The organism is Pseudomonas mosselii (assembly GCF_005796105.1).
In the GTDB taxonomy this organism is placed as follows: domain Bacteria; phylum Pseudomonadota; class Gammaproteobacteria; order Pseudomonadales; family Pseudomonadaceae; genus Aquipseudomonas; species Aquipseudomonas mosselii_C.
This window is the reverse complement of record NZ_VAUO01000026.1, coordinates 1-16,022: the sequence shown is the minus strand read 5'-3', so window position 1 is coordinate 16,022 and position 16,022 is coordinate 1. Positions and strand designations below refer to the sequence as shown.

Sequence of the window (16,022 nt, the reverse complement as noted above, 5' to 3'; positions counted from 1 at the left end):
CCGTGAAGGCGGTCGTACCGTCGGCGCCGGCGTCGTAGCAAAAATTATTGAATAAGTAGTTGATTTACTTGATCGGGCCGGTATAATGGCCGGCCTGATACAGCGTTAAAGGTCAGTAGCTCAATTGGCAGAGCGACGGTCTCCAAAACCGTAGGTTGGGGGTTCGATTCCCTCCTGACCTGCCATTCACCTCGGTGTGATTGGCTTTCTTCTTACAGGATCCTCCCCGATGACTCCCAAAACTGAAGCCCAAGAATCGCGTTTTGATCTGTTCAAGTGGCTCGCTGTTGTCGCATTGGTAGTCGTAGGTGTCGTGGGTAATCAATATTACTCCGCCTCTCCGATTCTGTATCGCGTACTCGTTCTGCTTGTTCTGGCTGCTGTCGCGGGCTTCGTTGCTCTGCAGACCGCCAAGGGTAAGTCGTTCTTTACGCTGGCGAAGGAAGCTCGTGCCGAGATTCGTAAAGTCGTGTGGCCGACCCGCCAAGAGACCACTCAGACCACGCTTATCGTCGTGGCTGTAGTTCTGGTTATGGCGCTGCTGTTGTGGGGGCTCGATTCCCTGCTCGGTTGGTTGGTCTCCTTGATTGTTGGCTAAGGGTGTCCCGTGGCTAAGCGTTGGTACGTTGTGCATGCTTACTCGGGTTACGAGAAGCATGTGATGCGCTCCCTGGTAGAGCGCGTCAAGCTGGCTGGCATGGAAGACGAGTTCGGCGAGATCCTGGTTCCGACCGAGGAAGTCGTCGAAATGCGCAATGGCCAGAAGCGTAAGAGCGAGCGCAAGTTCTTCCCGGGCTATGTGCTGGTTCAGATGGAGATGAACGAAGGGACTTGGCACCTTGTCAAGGATACCCCTCGTGTCATGGGTTTCATTGGTGGTACCGCGGATAAGCCCGCGCCGATCACTGATAAAGAAGCTGAGGCCATCCTGCGTCGCGTCGCCGATGGCAGTGATAAGCCCAAGCCCAAGACGCTGTTCGAGCCGGGTGAAGTGGTTCGCGTCATTGACGGTCCCTTCGCTGATTTCAACGGCAGTGTCGAAGAAGTTAACTACGAAAAGAGCCGCTTGCAGGTTGCAGTGCTTATTTTCGGTCGCTCTACTCCGGTAGAGCTCGAGTTCAGCCAGGTCGAAAAGGTCTAGCGGAACGCAGCATCCCATACCCCGCAGCCCTACGTGCTGCGGGGTTTTGTCGTCACTGGGATAAAACGCAAGTTATCCGGGGAGCCATCTGGCGTTCGTACCCGATTTTGGAGTAGCTCATGGCTAAGAAGATTCAGGCTTACATCAAGCTGCAAGTAAAGGCCGGCCAGGCCAACCCAAGCCCACCCGTTGGTCCAGCACTGGGTCAACATGGTGTGAACATCATGGAGTTCTGCAAGGCTTTCAACGCCCGTACTCAGGGTCAAGAGCCAGGTCTGCCGACTCCAGTGATCATCACTGTTTACAGCGACCGTAGCTTCACCTTCGAAACCAAGAGCACCCCTGCCTCGGTTCTGCTGAAGAAAGCTGCTGGCCTGACCAGTGGTTCGGCTCGCCCGAACACCGTTAAAGTCGGTACCGTGAACCGTGCTCAGCTGGAAGAGATCGCCAAGACCAAGCAGGCTGATCTGACCGCCGCTGACCTGGATGCAGCTGTGCGCACCATCGCCGGCTCTGCCCGTAGCATGGGCCTGAACGTGGAGGGTGTGTAATGGCTAAGCTGACCAAGCGTCAAAAGGCAATCGCCGAGAAAATCGAAGCTGGCAAAGCCTACAACTTCGAAGAAGCGGCAACCCTGCTGGCTTCGCTGCCTGCCGCCAAGTTCGTCGAGTCCTACGACATCGCTGTTAACCTCGGTGTTGACCCGCGTAAATCCGACCAGGTCGTTCGTAGCGCTACTGTGCTGCCACACGGCACTGGCAAGACCGTTCGCGTTGCTGTCTTCACCCAGGGTCCAGCTGCTGAAGCCGCTTTGGCTGCCGGCGCTGATCGCGTAGGTATGGACGATCTGGCTGCCGAAATGAAAGGCGGCGACCTGAACTATGACGTCGTTATCGCATCGCCTGATGCCATGCGCGTTGTAGGTCAGCTGGGTCAGGTCCTGGGTCCTCGCGGCCTGATGCCTAACCCGAAAGTTGGTACCGTGACTCCAGACGTGGCTGGCGCCGTCAAGAACGCCAAGGCCGGTCAGGTTCGCTACCGTACCGACAAGAACGGTATCATCCACACCTCCGTAGGCAAAATTGGTTTCGAAGCCAACAAGCTGAAGGAAAACGTTGAAGCCCTGATCGCTGATCTGAAGCGTATCAAGCCAGCTTCCTCGAAAGGTATCTACGTCAAGCGCGTTACCCTGAGCACCACCATGGGCCCAGGTCTGATCATCGATCAGAGCTCGCTGAACGTGTAATGCTCGGCCGGTGCGACCTGGTCGTACCGGCTATCAAATTGGGGTCCCTGCCTGGCGGGGGCTATCCAAGACCGTAGGCGGCGCAAGCCTTAAACCAAAAGCCTACGCAGATGGTGCTCCCGATTCGTTCGCGAATCAGACACCAAAACGACATCCGGCCTCGGCTGGATGAAACGGTAGAAACCAGGAGTAAACCCGTGGCAATTAAACTCGAAGACAAGAAGGCCATCGTCGCTGAAGTCAACGAGGCTGCCAAAGTCGCTCTGTCCGCTGTCGTGGCCGATGCCCGTGGTGTGACTGTAGGCGCAATGACCGGACTCCGTAAAGAGGCCCGCGAAGCTGGCGTTTACGTACGTGTCGTACGTAACACCCTGCTCAAGCGCGCTGTTGAAGGCACCGAATTTTCGATCCTCAGCGACGCGTTCAAAGGCCCGACCCTGATTGCCTTCTCCAACGAACACCCGGGCGCTGCTGCCCGTCTGTTCAAGGAGTTTGCCAAGGGTCAGGACAAGTTCGAGATCAAGGCAGCTGCGTTTGACGGCAATTTCATTGCAGCGAACCAGATCGACGTGTTGGCTACCCTGCCGACCCGCGACGAAGCTATCGCAAAACTGATGAGCGTGATCCAAGGCGCCACCAGCAAGCTGGCTCGTACTCTGGCAGCCATTCGCGACCAGAAAGAAGCTACCGCTGCCTAAGGCACGCGCAACTCTTTCAAAATCATACGTTTAATTTGATGGCTGCGTAGGCTGTCACCCCAATACAGGATTTAAGTCATGTCCCTGACTAACGAGCAAATCATCGAAGCAATCGGCCAGAAAACCGTTCTGGAAGTTGTTGAGCTGATCAAAGCAATGGAAGAAACCTTCGGCGTTACCGCTGCTGTTGCCGCTGCTGGCCCAGCTGCTGCTGCTGCCGTTGTTGAAGAGCAGACCGAGTTCAACGTTGTCCTGGTTGAAGCCGGCGACAAGAAAGTGAACGTGATCAAAGCCGTTCGCGAGCTGACCGGTCTGGGCCTGAAAGAAGCCAAAGAGAAAGTCGATGGCGCTCCTCAGGTTGTAGCTGAAGGCGTTTCGAAAGAAGCCGCTGAAGACGCTAAGAAGAAGCTGGAAGAAGCAGGCGCTAAAGTCGAGCTGAAGTAATTTCGACTTTGCGACTCCAGTCCGAGCGTTGAGCGAAGGGCTGATGGCTGGTGGCTTATGCCACCGGCCTTTTTCCGTTATTGGTGGCCGATCAGGTCGGCCCCGATAACGAGCTGCAAGACACCCAAGAGGGTGGCGCAAACCAAGGGGTTTGCACGATTTTCGGCTGCTCCCGCCGGGAGATGCCAAACAAGCAGGTGACCAAGCTGGGGAATGCTGATGGCTTACTCATACACTGAGAAAAAACGTATCCGCAAGGACTTTAGCAAGTTGCCGGACGTCATGGATGTGCCTTACCTCCTGGCCATCCAGCTGGATTCGTATCGCGAATTCCTGCAGGCGGGAGCATCCAAGGACCAGTTCCGCGACGTCGGTCTGCATGCGGCCTTCAAATCGGTATTCCCGATCATCAGCTACTCCGGCAATGCTGCCCTGGAGTACGTCGGCTATCGCCTGGGCGAGCCGGCCTTCGATGTGAAGGAATGTGTCCTGCGTGGTGTGACCTTCGCGGTTCCGCTGCGTGTGAAGGTGCGCCTGATCATCTTCGACAAGGAATCGTCGAACAAAGCGATCAAGGACATCAAAGAGCAAGAAGTCTACATGGGTGAAATTCCCCTGATGACTGAGAACGGTACCTTCGTTATCAACGGTACCGAGCGTGTGATCGTCTCCCAGTTGCACCGTTCGCCTGGTGTGTTCTTCGACCACGACCGTGGCAAGACCCACAGCTCCGGCAAGCTGCTGTACTCCGCTCGTATCATCCCTTACCGCGGTTCGTGGTTGGACTTCGAGTTCGACCCGAAAGACTGCGTGTTCGTGCGTATCGACCGTCGCCGCAAGCTGCCGGCCTCGGTACTGCTGCGCGCCCTGGGCTACAGCACTGAAGAAGTGCTGAACACCTTCTATACCACCAACGTCTTCCACATCTCCGGCGAGAAACTGAGCCTGGAGCTGGTGCCGCAGCGTCTGCGTGGTGAAGTCGCAGTCATGGACATCCATGACGGCAGCGGCAAGGTCATCGTCGAGCAAGGCCGTCGTATCACTGCGCGCCACATCAACCAGCTGGAAAAGGCTGGTGTGAAAGAGCTGGACGTGCCGATGGAGTACGTACTGGGTCGCACCACCGCCAAGGCCATCGTTCACCCGGCCACTGGCGAGATCCTGGCCGAGTGCAACACCGAGCTGACCACCGATCTGCTGATCAAGATCGCCAAGGCTCAGGTCGTTCGCATCGAGACCCTGTACACCAACGACATCGACTGCGGTCCGTTCATTTCGGACACCCTGAAGATCGACACCACCAGCAACCAGCTGGAAGCCCTGGTCGAGATCTATCGCATGATGCGTCCAGGCGAGCCGCCAACCAAGGACGCCGCCGAGACCCTGTTCAGCAACCTGTTCTTCAGCGCCGAGCGTTACGACCTGTCCGCTGTCGGTCGCATGAAGTTCAACCGTCGTATCGGTCGTACCGAGATCGAAGGTTCGGGCGTACTGAGCAAGGAAGATATCGTCGAAGTCCTCAAGACCCTGGTCGATATCCGTAACGGCAAAGGCATTGTCGACGACATCGACCACCTGGGTAACCGTCGCGTTCGTTGCGTCGGCGAGATGGCCGAGAACCAGTTCCGCGTTGGCCTGGTGCGTGTAGAGCGCGCGGTCAAGGAACGCCTGTCGATGGCTGAAAGCGAAGGCCTGATGCCGCAAGACCTGATCAACGCCAAGCCGGTTGCGGCGGCGGTGAAAGAGTTCTTCGGTTCCAGCCAGCTGTCGCAGTTCATGGACCAGAACAACCCGCTCTCCGAGATCACCCACAAGCGCCGCGTCTCTGCACTCGGCCCGGGCGGTCTGACCCGTGAGCGTGCTGGCTTCGAAGTACGTGACGTACACCCGACCCACTACGGTCGCGTGTGCCCGATCGAAACGCCGGAAGGTCCGAACATCGGTCTGATCAACTCCCTGGCGGCGTACGCCCGCACCAACCAGTACGGCTTCCTGGAAAGCCCGTACCGCGTGGTGAAAGAGGGTGTGGTCAGCGACGACATCGTATTCCTGTCCGCGATCGAAGAAGCCGATCACGTCATTGCACAGGCTTCGGCCGCAATGAACGAGAAGAAGCAACTGATCGACGAGCTGGTAGCAGTACGTCACCTGAACGAATTCACCGTCAAGGCGCCGGAAGACGTCACGCTGATGGACGTTTCGCCGAAGCAGGTTGTTTCTGTCGCGGCCTCGTTGATTCCGTTCCTCGAGCACGACGACGCCAACCGTGCCTTGATGGGTTCGAACATGCAGCGTCAGGCTGTACCGACCCTGCGCGCCGACAAACCGCTGGTGGGTACCGGCATGGAGCGCAACGTCGCCCGTGACTCCGGTGTCTGCGTGGTCGCTCGCCGTGGTGGCGTGATTGACTCGGTCGATGCTAGCCGTATCGTCGTTCGCGTTGCCGATGACGAAGTCGAGACCGGCGAAGCCGGTGTGGATATCTACAACCTGACCAAGTACACCCGTTCGAACCAGAACACCTGCATCAACCAGCGTCCGCTGGTGAGCAAAGGTGATGTGGTCGCACGTGGCGACATCATGGCCGACGGCCCGTCCACCGACATGGGTGAACTGGCACTGGGTCAGAACATGCGCATCGCGTTCATGGCGTGGAACGGCTTCAACTTCGAAGACTCCATCTGCCTGTCCGAGCGTGTGGTTCAGGAAGACCGCTTCACCACGATCCACATTCAGGAACTGACCTGTGTGGCCCGTGATACCAAGCTTGGCCCAGAGGAAATCACCGCGGACATCCCGAACGTGGGTGAAGCTGCGCTGAACAAGCTGGATGAGGCCGGTATCGTCTACGTGGGTGCTGAAGTTGGCGCCGGCGACATCCTGGTCGGCAAGGTCACCCCGAAAGGCGAGACCCAGCTGACTCCGGAAGAAAAACTGCTGCGTGCGATCTTCGGTGAGAAGGCCAGCGACGTCAAAGACACCTCCCTGCGCGTGCCAACCGGTACCAAAGGCACCGTCATCGACGTACAGGTCTTCACCCGTGATGGCGTCGAGCGCGATAGCCGCGCCCTGGCCATCGAGAAGATGCAGCTGGACGAAATCCGTAAGGACCTGAACGAAGAGTTCCGCATCGTCGAAGGTGCTACCTTCGAGCGTCTGCGTTCTGCCCTGAACGGTCAGGTGGTCGACGGTGGCGCGGGCCTGAAGAAAGGCACCGTGATCAGCGACGAAGTCCTGAACGGTCTGGAGCACGGCCAGTGGTTCAAGCTGCGCATGGCTGAAGATGCACTGAACGAGCAGCTGGAAAAGGCTCAGCAGTACATCGTCGACCGCCGCCGTCTGCTGGACGACAAGTTCGAAGACAAAAAGCGCAAGCTGCAGCAAGGTGATGACCTGGCACCGGGCGTACTGAAGATCGTCAAGGTCTACCTGGCTATCCGCCGTCGCATCCAGCCGGGTGACAAGATGGCCGGTCGTCACGGTAACAAGGGTGTCGTCTCGGTCATCATGCCGGTCGAAGACATGCCGCATGACGCCAACGGTACTCCGGTAGACGTTGTGCTGAACCCGCTGGGCGTACCTTCGCGTATGAACGTCGGTCAGATCCTCGAAACCCACCTGGGCCTCGCGGCCAAAGGTCTGGGCGAGAAGATCGACCGGATGATCGAAGAGCAGCGCAAGATCGCTGAACTGCGTGCGTTCCTCACCGAGATCTACAACGAGATCGGTGGTCGTCAGGAGAACCTGGAGTCGTTCACCGACGAAGAGATCATCGCTCTGGCGAACAACCTGAAGAAAGGTGTGCCAATGGCCACTCCGGTCTTCGATGGTGCCAAGGAGCGTGAGATCAAGGCCATGCTGAAACTGGCTGACCTGCCAGAAAGCGGCCAGATGCAGCTGTTCGATGGCCGGACCGGCAACAAGTTCGAGCGTCCTGTGACCGTTGGTTACATGTACATGCTCAAGCTGAACCACTTGGTGGACGACAAGATGCACGCGCGTTCCACTGGTTCCTACAGCCTGGTTACCCAGCAGCCGCTGGGTGGTAAGGCGCAGTTCGGTGGTCAGCGTTTCGGGGAGATGGAAGTGTGGGCGCTGGAAGCATACGGCGCGGCATACACCCTGCAAGAAATGCTCACAGTGAAGTCGGACGACGTGAACGGCCGTACCAAGATGTACAAGAACATCGTGGATGGCGATCACCGTATGGAGCCGGGCATGCCCGAGTCCTTCAACGTGTTGATCAAAGAGATCCGTTCGCTCGGTATCGATATCGATCTGGAAACCGAATAACACGTGACGCGAAGGGGAGTGGGGCAGGTAATGCCCGCTCCCTGCTCCGCCAGGAGGAAAGGCCTTGAAAGACCTACTGAATTTGCTGAAAAACCAGGGTCAAGTCGAAGAGTTCGACGCCATCCGCATCGGTCTGGCGTCGCCTGAAATGATCCGTTCGTGGTCGTTCGGTGAAGTCAAAAAGCCCGAGACCATCAACTACCGTACGTTCAAACCTGAACGTGACGGCCTGTTCTGCGCCAAGATCTTTGGCCCAGTCAAGGACTACGAGTGCCTGTGCGGCAAGTACAAGCGCCTGAAGCACCGCGGTGTGATCTGCGAGAAGTGCGGCGTTGAAGTTGCCTTGGCAAAAGTTCGTCGTGAGCGTATGGCGCACATCGAACTGGCCTCGCCGGTCGCCCATATCTGGTTCCTGAAGTCGCTGCCGTCCCGTATCGGCCTGCTGATGGACATGACCCTGCGTGATATCGAGCGCGTGCTCTACTTCGAGAGCTACGTCGTGATCGACCCGGGCATGACCACCCTTGAGAAGGGTCAGCTGCTCAACGACGAACAGTACTTCGAAGCGCTGGAAGAGTTCGGTGACGACTTCGACGCCCGTATGGGTGCCGAGGCTGTCCGCGAGCTGCTGCACGCTATCGATCTGGAGCATGAGATTGGTCGCCTGCGCGAAGAGATTCCGCAGACCAACTCGGAAACCAAGATCAAGAAGCTGTCCAAGCGCCTGAAGCTGATGGAAGCTTTCCAGGGCTCGGGCAACCTGCCTGAGTGGATGGTTCTGACCGTCCTGCCAGTTCTGCCGCCGGACCTGCGTCCGCTGGTTCCGCTGGATGGCGGCCGCTTCGCGACCTCCGACCTGAACGACCTGTATCGTCGGGTGATCAACCGTAACAACCGTCTGAAGCGCCTGCTCGATCTGTCGGCGCCGGACATCATCGTGCGCAACGAAAAGCGCATGCTGCAGGAAGCGGTCGACGCCCTGCTCGACAACGGCCGTCGCGGTCGCGCCATCACTGGCTCGAACAAGCGTCCGCTGAAGTCGCTGGCTGACATGATCAAAGGTAAGCAAGGTCGCTTCCGTCAGAACTTGCTCGGTAAGCGTGTGGACTACTCCGGCCGTTCGGTAATTACCGTAGGCCCGACCCTGCGTCTGCACCAGTGCGGTCTGCCGAAGAAGATGGCTCTCGAGCTGTTCAAGCCGTTCATTTTCGGCAAGCTGGAAATGCGTGGTCTGGCGACCACCATCAAGGCCGCCAAGAAGATGGTCGAGCGCGAACTGCCAGAGGTCTGGGACGTTCTCGCCGAGGTGATCCGCGAACACCCCGTCCTGCTCAACCGTGCACCGACCCTGCACCGTCTGGGTATCCAGGCCTTTGAACCGGTTCTGATCGAAGGTAAGGCTATCCAGCTGCACCCGCTGGTCTGCGCCGCGTACAACGCCGACTTCGACGGTGACCAGATGGCCGTTCACGTGCCGCTGACGCTGGAAGCCCAGCTCGAAGCGCGTGCGCTGATGATGTCGACCAACAACATTCTGTCGCCAGCCAACGGTGAGCCAATCATCGTTCCGTCGCAGGACGTTGTACTGGGTCTGTACTACATGACCCGTGAAGCCATCAACGCCAAGGGCGAAGGTCGCGTGTTCGCCGACCTGCAGGAAGTCGACCGCGTATTCCGCGCCGGTGAGGCTGCCCTGCACGCGAAAATCAAGGTCCGCATCAACGAGACCGTGAAAGATCGTGATGGCAGCATCACCAAGAACACCCGTATCGTCGACACCACCGTCGGCCGTGCGCTGCTGTTCCAGGTCGTACCGGCAGGTCTGCCGTACGACGTGGTCAACCAGCCGATGAAGAAAAAGGCGATCTCCAAGCTGATCAACCAGTGCTACCGCGTGGTGGGTTTGAAAGAGACCGTTATCTTCGCCGACCAGCTGATGTACACCGGTTTCGCCTACTCCACCATCTCTGGTGTGTCCATTGGTGTGAACGACTTCGTCATCCCGGATGAGAAGGCGCGCATCATCAACAGCGCTACCGATGAAGTGAAGGAAATCGAGAGCCAGTACGCTTCCGGTCTGGTAACCCAGGGCGAGAAGTACAACAAGGTCATCGACTTGTGGTCGAAGGCGAACGACGAAGTGTCCAAGGCGATGATGGCCAACCTCTCGAAAGAGAAGGTCATCGACCGCGAAGGCAACGAAGTCGACCAAGAGTCCTTCAACTCGATGTACATGATGGCCGACTCCGGTGCGCGTGGTTCTGCGGCACAGATTCGTCAGCTGGCCGGTATGCGTGGTCTGATGGCCAAGCCGGACGGCTCGATCATCGAGACGCCGATCACCGCGAACTTCCGTGAAGGTCTGAGCGTACTCCAGTACTTCATCTCGACTCACGGTGCGCGTAAAGGTCTGGCGGATACCGCACTGAAGACTGCGAACTCCGGTTACCTGACTCGTCGTCTGGTAGACGTGGCGCAGGATCTGGTCGTGACCGAGATCGACTGTGGCACCGACCAGGGTCTGCTGATGACTCCGCACATCGAAGGCGGCGACGTTGTCGAGCCGCTGGGTGAGCGCGTACTGGGTCGTGTCATCGCTCGCGACGTGTTCAAGCCAGGTACCGAGGACGTTATCGTTCCTGCCGGCACCCTGGTCGACGAGCAGTGGGTCGAGTTCATCGAACTGAACAGCATCGACGAAGTGGTCGTGCGTTCGCCGATCAGCTGCGAAACCCGCTACGGCATCTGCGCCAAGTGCTACGGTCGCGACCTGGCTCGCGGTCATCAGGTGAATATCGGTGAAGCTGTCGGCGTTATCGCTGCACAGTCGATCGGTGAGCCGGGTACCCAGCTCACCATGCGTACGTTCCACATCGGTGGTGCTGCAAGCCGTACTTCGGCTGCCGACAGCGTCCAGGTGAAGAACGGCGGTATGGTGCGTCTGCACAACCTGAAGCAGGTCGAGCGTGCCGATGGCAACCTGGTTGCCGTATCGCGTTCCGGCGAGCTGGCTATTGCCGACGAATTCGGTCGTGAGCGTGAGCGCTACAAGCTGCCTTACGGTGCGGTGATTTCGGTCAAGGAAGGTGAGAAGGTCGAAGCTGGCGCCATCGTCGCCAAGTGGGACCCGCACACCCACCCGATCGTGACCGAACTGAAAGGTACCGTGACCTTCGTGGGCATGGAAGAAAACATCACCATCAAGCGTCAGACCGACGAACTGACCGGCCTGACCAACATCGAAGTGATGGACGTCAAGGATCGCCCTGCCGCTGGCAAGGAAATTCGTCCGGCAATCAAGATGGTCGATGCTGCTGGCAAGGACCTGTACCTGCCAGGTACCGACGTACCGGCTCAGTACTTCCTGCCCGCCAACGCCTTGGTAGGTGTGGCTGACGGTGCCCAGATCGGCGTCGGTGACGTTATCGCGCGTATCCCGCAAGAAACGTCGAAGACCCGTGACATCACCGGTGGTCTGCCACGCGTTGCCGACTTGTTCGAAGCGCGTCGTCCGAAAGAAGCCTCGATCCTGGCTGAAGTCAGCGGCACCATTGCTTTCGGTAAAGAGACCAAGGGCAAGCGTCGCCTGGTCATTACCCCGACCGATGGCAGCGATCCGTACGAAGAGCTGATTCCGAAGTGGCGCCACCTGAACGTCTTCGAAGGCGAACAGGTAAACCGCGGCGAAGTTATCTCGGACGGTCCGAGCGATCCGCACGACATCCTGCGTCTGCTGGGTGTGAGCGCGCTGGCCAAGTACATCGTCAACGAGATCCAGGACGTTTACCGTCTGCAAGGCGTGAAGATCAACGACAAGCACATCGAGACCATCCTGCGTCAGATGCTGCGTAAAGTTGAGATCTCCGAGTCGGGCGATTCCAGCTTCATCAAGGGCGACCAGATGGAACTGACTCAGGTGCTGGTCGAGAACGAGCGTCTCGCCGCCGAAGACAAGTTCATTTCGAAGTTCACTCGTGTACTGCTGGGTATCACCAAGGCGTCGCTGTCGACCGAGTCGTTCATCTCCGCGGCTTCCTTCCAGGAAACTACCCGCGTACTGACCGAAGCGGCGGTAACCGGCAAGCGCGATTACCTGCGCGGCCTGAAAGAGAACGTGGTCGTGGGTCGTCTGATCCCGGCCGGTACCGGTCTGGCTTACCACAGCGAGCGCAAGCGTCGCCGTGATGCCGACAAGCCGCTGCGTGTTAGCGCCAGTGAGGTGGAAGCCGCACTGACCGAAGCGCTGAATTCCAGCGGTAACTAAGACAGGGCAGGGCCCCGGCGCATCCCGCAAGGCCATTGGTGACATGAATTGTTGCCGATGGCCGGGCGGGGAGGGCCGGGGCCTCGTCTTGACTGGGTGCAAGATCCTCTTTAGACTTTTGTACCCCTAAATTTGGTGAGGCTCTGTCTCGCCAATTTTTGGCTTTCTTGCAAGACAATAGAGTCGCAAGACAATCAGTGGAGCTAGTAGATGGCAACTATCAACCAGCTGGTACGTCAGCCGCGTAAGCGTTCGGTCGAGAAGTCCGACGTTCCTGCGCTGCAGAACTGCCCGCAGCGTCGTGGCGTGTGCACTCGTGTGTACACCACCACGCCGAAAAAACCTAACTCGGCACTGCGTAAAGTATGCCGTGTGCGTCTGACCAACGGTTTCGAGGTTTCCTCGTACATCGGTGGTGAAGGCCACAACCTGCAAGAGCACAGCGTCGTCCTGATTCGTGGCGGCCGTGTAAAAGACTTGCCAGGTGTTCGTTACCACACCGTTCGCGGCTCTCTGGATACTTCGGGCGTCAAAGGCCGTAACCAGGGTCGTTCGAAGTACGGTACCAAGCGTCCGAAGTAATCGGCCGTTTGCAGACATCCATTTTTTTGAGTCGATAAGAGTAAGGTCGGGCAGGGGTCGAAGACCCGCGTCCCGGGCTAACCTGAAGACCGTTTGAGGGCTTATCATGCCAAGACGTCGTGTAGCAGCAAAACGTGAGATTTTGGACGATCCGAAGTACGGATCCCAGATCCTCGCCAAGTTCATGAACCACGTGATGGAAAGCGGCAAGAAGGCCGTAGCCGAGCGCATCGTTTACGGTGCCCTGGATACTGTCAAAGCACGCAAGAACAGCGACCCCCTGGAAATCTTCGAGAAAGCTCTCGACGCCATCGCTCCGCTGGTCGAAGTAAAGTCCCGCCGTGTTGGCGGTGCCACTTACCAGGTTCCGGTTGAAGTTCGTCCATCCCGTCGTAACGCTCTGGCAATGCGCTGGCTCGTAGACTACGCCCGCAAGCGCGGCGAGAAGTCGATGGCCCTGCGTCTGGCCGGTGAACTGCTGGATGCTGCCGAAGGCAAAGGTGCTGCAGTCAAGAAGCGTGAAGACGTTCACCGTATGGCTGAAGCCAACAAAGCGTTCTCGCACTACCGCTTCTAATTCAAGCATCAATCACTTTGCGAGGGCTTTATGGCTCGTACTACAGCAATTAACCGCTACCGTAACATTGGTATCTGTGCCCACGTTGACGCGGGTAAGACCACCACTACCGAGCGGATCCTGTTCTACACAGGTCTGAGCCACAAGATGGGCGAGGTGCATGACGGCGCCGCGACCACCGACTGGATGGTGCAGGAGCAGGAGCGCGGTATCACCATTACCTCCGCTGCCGTTACCACCTTCTGGAAAGGTTCCCGTGGTCAGTACGACAACTACCGCGTAAACGTCATCGATACCCCCGGCCACGTTGACTTCACCATTGAAGTAGAGCGTTCGCTGCGCGTACTCGACGGCGCGGTCGTTGTGTTCTGCGGTACCTCCGGCGTTGAGCCGCAGTCCGAAACCGTATGGCGTCAGGCCAACAAGTACGGCGTTCCACGTGTTGTCTACGTGAACAAGATGGACCGTGCCGGTGCTAACTTCCTGCGCGTTGTAGGTCAGATCAAGAACCGTCTGGGTCACACCCCGGTTCCGGTTCAGCTGGCCATCGGTGCAGAAGATGACTTCCAGGGTCAGGTTGACCTGATCAAGATGAAAGCCATCTACTGGAACGACGACGACAAAGGTACCACCTACCGCGAGGAAGAAATTCCTGCTGAGCTGGTGGACCTGGCCAACGAATGGCGCAACAACATGGTCGAGGCTGCTGCCGAGGCCAACGAAGAGCTGATGAACAAGTACCTTGAAGAAGGTGACCTGTCCGTCGAAGACATCAAGGCTGGTCTGCGCGCTCGTACCCTGGCGAGCGAGATCGTTCCTGCTGTCTGCGGTTCTTCGTTCAAGAACAAGGGCGTTCCCCTGGTTCTCGATGCCGTTATTGACTACCTGCCTGCGCCAACCGAGATCCCTGCGATCAAGGGTATCCACCCTGATCTGATCGACGTGCCGAAGGATGAAGTCAAGCCAGAGCAGTACGACGAGCGTCCTGCTGACGACAACGAGCCGTTCTCGGCCCTGGCGTTCAAGATCGCTACCGACCCGTTCGTGGGTACCTTGACCTTCGTCCGCGTCTACTCGGGCTTCCTGACCTCCGGTGACTCCGTCATCAACTCGGTCAAGGGCAAGAAAGAGCGCGTTGGTCGTATGGTGCAGATGCACGCCAACCAGCGTGAAGAGATCAAGGAAGTACGTGCAGGCGACATCGCTGCTCTGATCGGCATGAAGGACGTCACCACTGGTGACACCCTCTGCAACGCCGACAAGCCGATCATCCTTGAGCGTATGGACTTCCCTGAGCCGGTGATTTCGCTCTCCGTAGAGCCGAAAACCAAGGCTGACCAGGAGAAGATGGGTATCGCTCTGGGCAAGCTGGCCCAGGAAGACCCGTCGTTCCGCGTCAAGACCGACGAAGAAACCGGCCAGACCATCATCTCCGGTATGGGTGAGCTGCACCTGGACATCCTCGTTGACCGCATGAAGCGCGAGTTCAACGTCGAGTGCAACGTCGGCAAGCCGCAGGTTTCGTACCGCGAGAAGATCACCAAGTCCAACGTCGAAATCGAAGGCAAGTTCGTTCGTCAGTCGGGTGGTCGTGGTCAGTTCGGTCACTGCTGGATCCGTTTCTCGGAGCCGGACGTCGACGAGAAAGGCAACATCACCGAAGGTCTGGTGTTCACCAACGAAGTCGTTGGTGGTGTGATTCCTAAGGAATTCATCGCCCCGATCCAGAAAGGTATCGAAGAGCAGATGAAAAACGGCGTTGTTGCCGGCTATCCGCTGCTCGGCCTGAAGGCCACGGTATTCGACGGTTCGTACCACGACGTCGACTCCAACGAAATGGCGTTCAAGATCGCTGCATCGATGGCAACCAAGCAACTGGCCCAGAAGGGCGGTGGCGTGGTGCTCGAGCCGATCATGAAGGTTGAAGTTGTAACCCCGGAAGACTACCTGGGTGACGTGATGGGTGACCTGAGCCGTCGTCGCGGGATGATCCAGGGTAATGAAGACTCGGTGTCCGGCAAGGTAATCACTGCTGAGGTGCCGCTCGGAGAGATGTTCGGTTACGCAACCGACGTTCGTTCCATGTCTCAGGGTCGCGCAAGCTACTCCATGGAATTCTCCAAATACGCCGAAGCTCCGTCGAACATCGTCGAAGCACTCGTTAAAAAACAAGGCTAATCCCCTTTAGGCAAGAGGTTCACTGTCGTGGCTAAAGAAAAATTTGATCGTTCCCTTCCCCACGTTAACGTCGGCACCATCGGCCACGTTGACCACGGTAAGACCACTCTGACTGCAGCTCTGACCCGCGTCTGCTCCGAAGTTTTCGGTTCGGCCGTTGTTGAGTTCGACAAGATCGACTCGGCTCCAGAAGAAAAAGCGCGCGGTATCACCATTAACACCGCTCACGTCGAGTACAACTCGAANCGGCCGCCGATGGTCCGATGCCACAAACCCGTGAGCACATCCTGCTGTCCCGTCAGGTAGGCGTTCCGTACATCGTGGTCTTCCTGAACAAGGCTGACCTGGTAGACGACGCTGAGCTGCTGGAACTGGTCGAGATGGAAGTTCGCGACCTGCTGTCCACCTACGACTTCCCAGGCGACGACACCCCGATCATCATCGGTTCGGCTCGTATGGCGCTGGAAGGCAAAGACGACAACGAAATGGGTACTACCGCTGTCAAGAAGCTGGTAGAAACTCTGGATGCCTACATCCCTGAGCCAGTTCGTGCCATCGATCAGCCGTTCCTGATGCCGATCGAAGACGTGTTCTCGATC

Annotated in this window: 11 protein-coding genes, 1 tRNA gene and 1 pseudogene; all 13 read left to right on the top strand. The window is 57.9% G+C overall.

The window, feature by feature from the left end; genetic code table 11:
* The first annotated feature begins 109 nt into the window (after positions 1 to 109).
* Positions 110 to 185 (top strand) — tRNA-Trp (locus tag FEM01_RS23730).
* 44 nt (positions 186 to 229) lie between these two features.
* The gene (gene secE / locus FEM01_RS23725) at positions 230 to 598 is read left to right on the top strand and encodes a preprotein translocase subunit SecE (RefSeq protein ID WP_138221854.1); all 369 of its coding nucleotides are present in this window, start codon (positions 230 to 232) and stop codon (positions 596 to 598) included.
* Between the two features lie 9 nt (positions 599 to 607).
* Positions 608 to 1,141, top strand: coding sequence for a transcription termination/antitermination protein NusG (gene nusG / locus FEM01_RS23720; RefSeq protein ID WP_110996446.1), 534 nt, complete (start codon positions 608 to 610; stop codon positions 1,139 to 1,141).
* A 119-nt stretch (positions 1,142 to 1,260) separates the two neighbouring features.
* The gene (gene rplK / locus FEM01_RS23715) at positions 1,261 to 1,692 is read left to right on the top strand and encodes a 50S ribosomal protein L11 (protein WP_023382638.1); all 432 of its coding nucleotides are present in this window, start codon (positions 1,261 to 1,263) and stop codon (positions 1,690 to 1,692) included.
* Entirely contained in the window at positions 1,692 to 2,387 is a 696-nt protein-coding gene (gene rplA, locus FEM01_RS23710; RefSeq protein ID WP_138221853.1) for a 50S ribosomal protein L1, read from the top strand. The genes rplK and rplA overlap by 1 nt, the downstream gene beginning before the upstream one ends.
* 197 nt (positions 2,388 to 2,584) lie before the next feature.
* A complete protein-coding gene (gene rplJ, locus FEM01_RS23705; protein ID WP_138221852.1) occupies positions 2,585 to 3,085 on the top strand; it encodes a 50S ribosomal protein L10 in 501 nt (166 codons plus the stop codon).
* A gap of 78 nt (positions 3,086 to 3,163) precedes the next feature.
* Complete coding sequence (gene rplL, locus FEM01_RS23700) at positions 3,164 to 3,529, top strand: 50S ribosomal protein L7/L12 (RefSeq protein ID WP_003255496.1); 366 nt, start codon at positions 3,164 to 3,166, stop codon at positions 3,527 to 3,529.
* Positions 3,530 to 3,748: 219 nt separating this feature from the next.
* Positions 3,749 to 7,822, top strand: coding sequence for a DNA-directed RNA polymerase subunit beta (rpoB, locus tag FEM01_RS23695; RefSeq protein WP_138221851.1), 4,074 nt, complete (start codon positions 3,749 to 3,751; stop codon positions 7,820 to 7,822).
* A 64-nt stretch (positions 7,823 to 7,886) separates the two neighbouring features.
* Positions 7,887 to 12,086, top strand: a complete 4,200-nt coding sequence (gene rpoC / locus FEM01_RS23690; protein WP_138221850.1) for a DNA-directed RNA polymerase subunit beta' — start codon at positions 7,887 to 7,889, stop codon at positions 12,084 to 12,086.
* Between the two features lie 210 nt (positions 12,087 to 12,296).
* The gene (gene rpsL, locus FEM01_RS23685; RefSeq protein WP_003255492.1) at positions 12,297 to 12,668 is read left to right on the top strand and encodes a 30S ribosomal protein S12; all 372 of its coding nucleotides are present in this window, start codon (positions 12,297 to 12,299) and stop codon (positions 12,666 to 12,668) included.
* A 106-nt stretch (positions 12,669 to 12,774) separates the two neighbouring features.
* Complete coding sequence (gene rpsG / locus FEM01_RS23680; RefSeq protein WP_003246741.1) at positions 12,775 to 13,245, top strand: 30S ribosomal protein S7; 471 nt, start codon at positions 12,775 to 12,777, stop codon at positions 13,243 to 13,245.
* Positions 13,246 to 13,275: 30 nt separating this feature from the next.
* Entirely contained in the window at positions 13,276 to 15,423 is a 2,148-nt protein-coding gene (gene fusA / locus FEM01_RS23675) for an elongation factor G (RefSeq protein ID WP_138221849.1), read from the top strand.
* Positions 15,424 to 15,450: 27 nt separating this feature from the next.
* A pseudogene (locus tag FEM01_RS23670) lies at positions 15,451 to 16,022 on the top strand (GTP-binding protein); the annotation flags it as partial.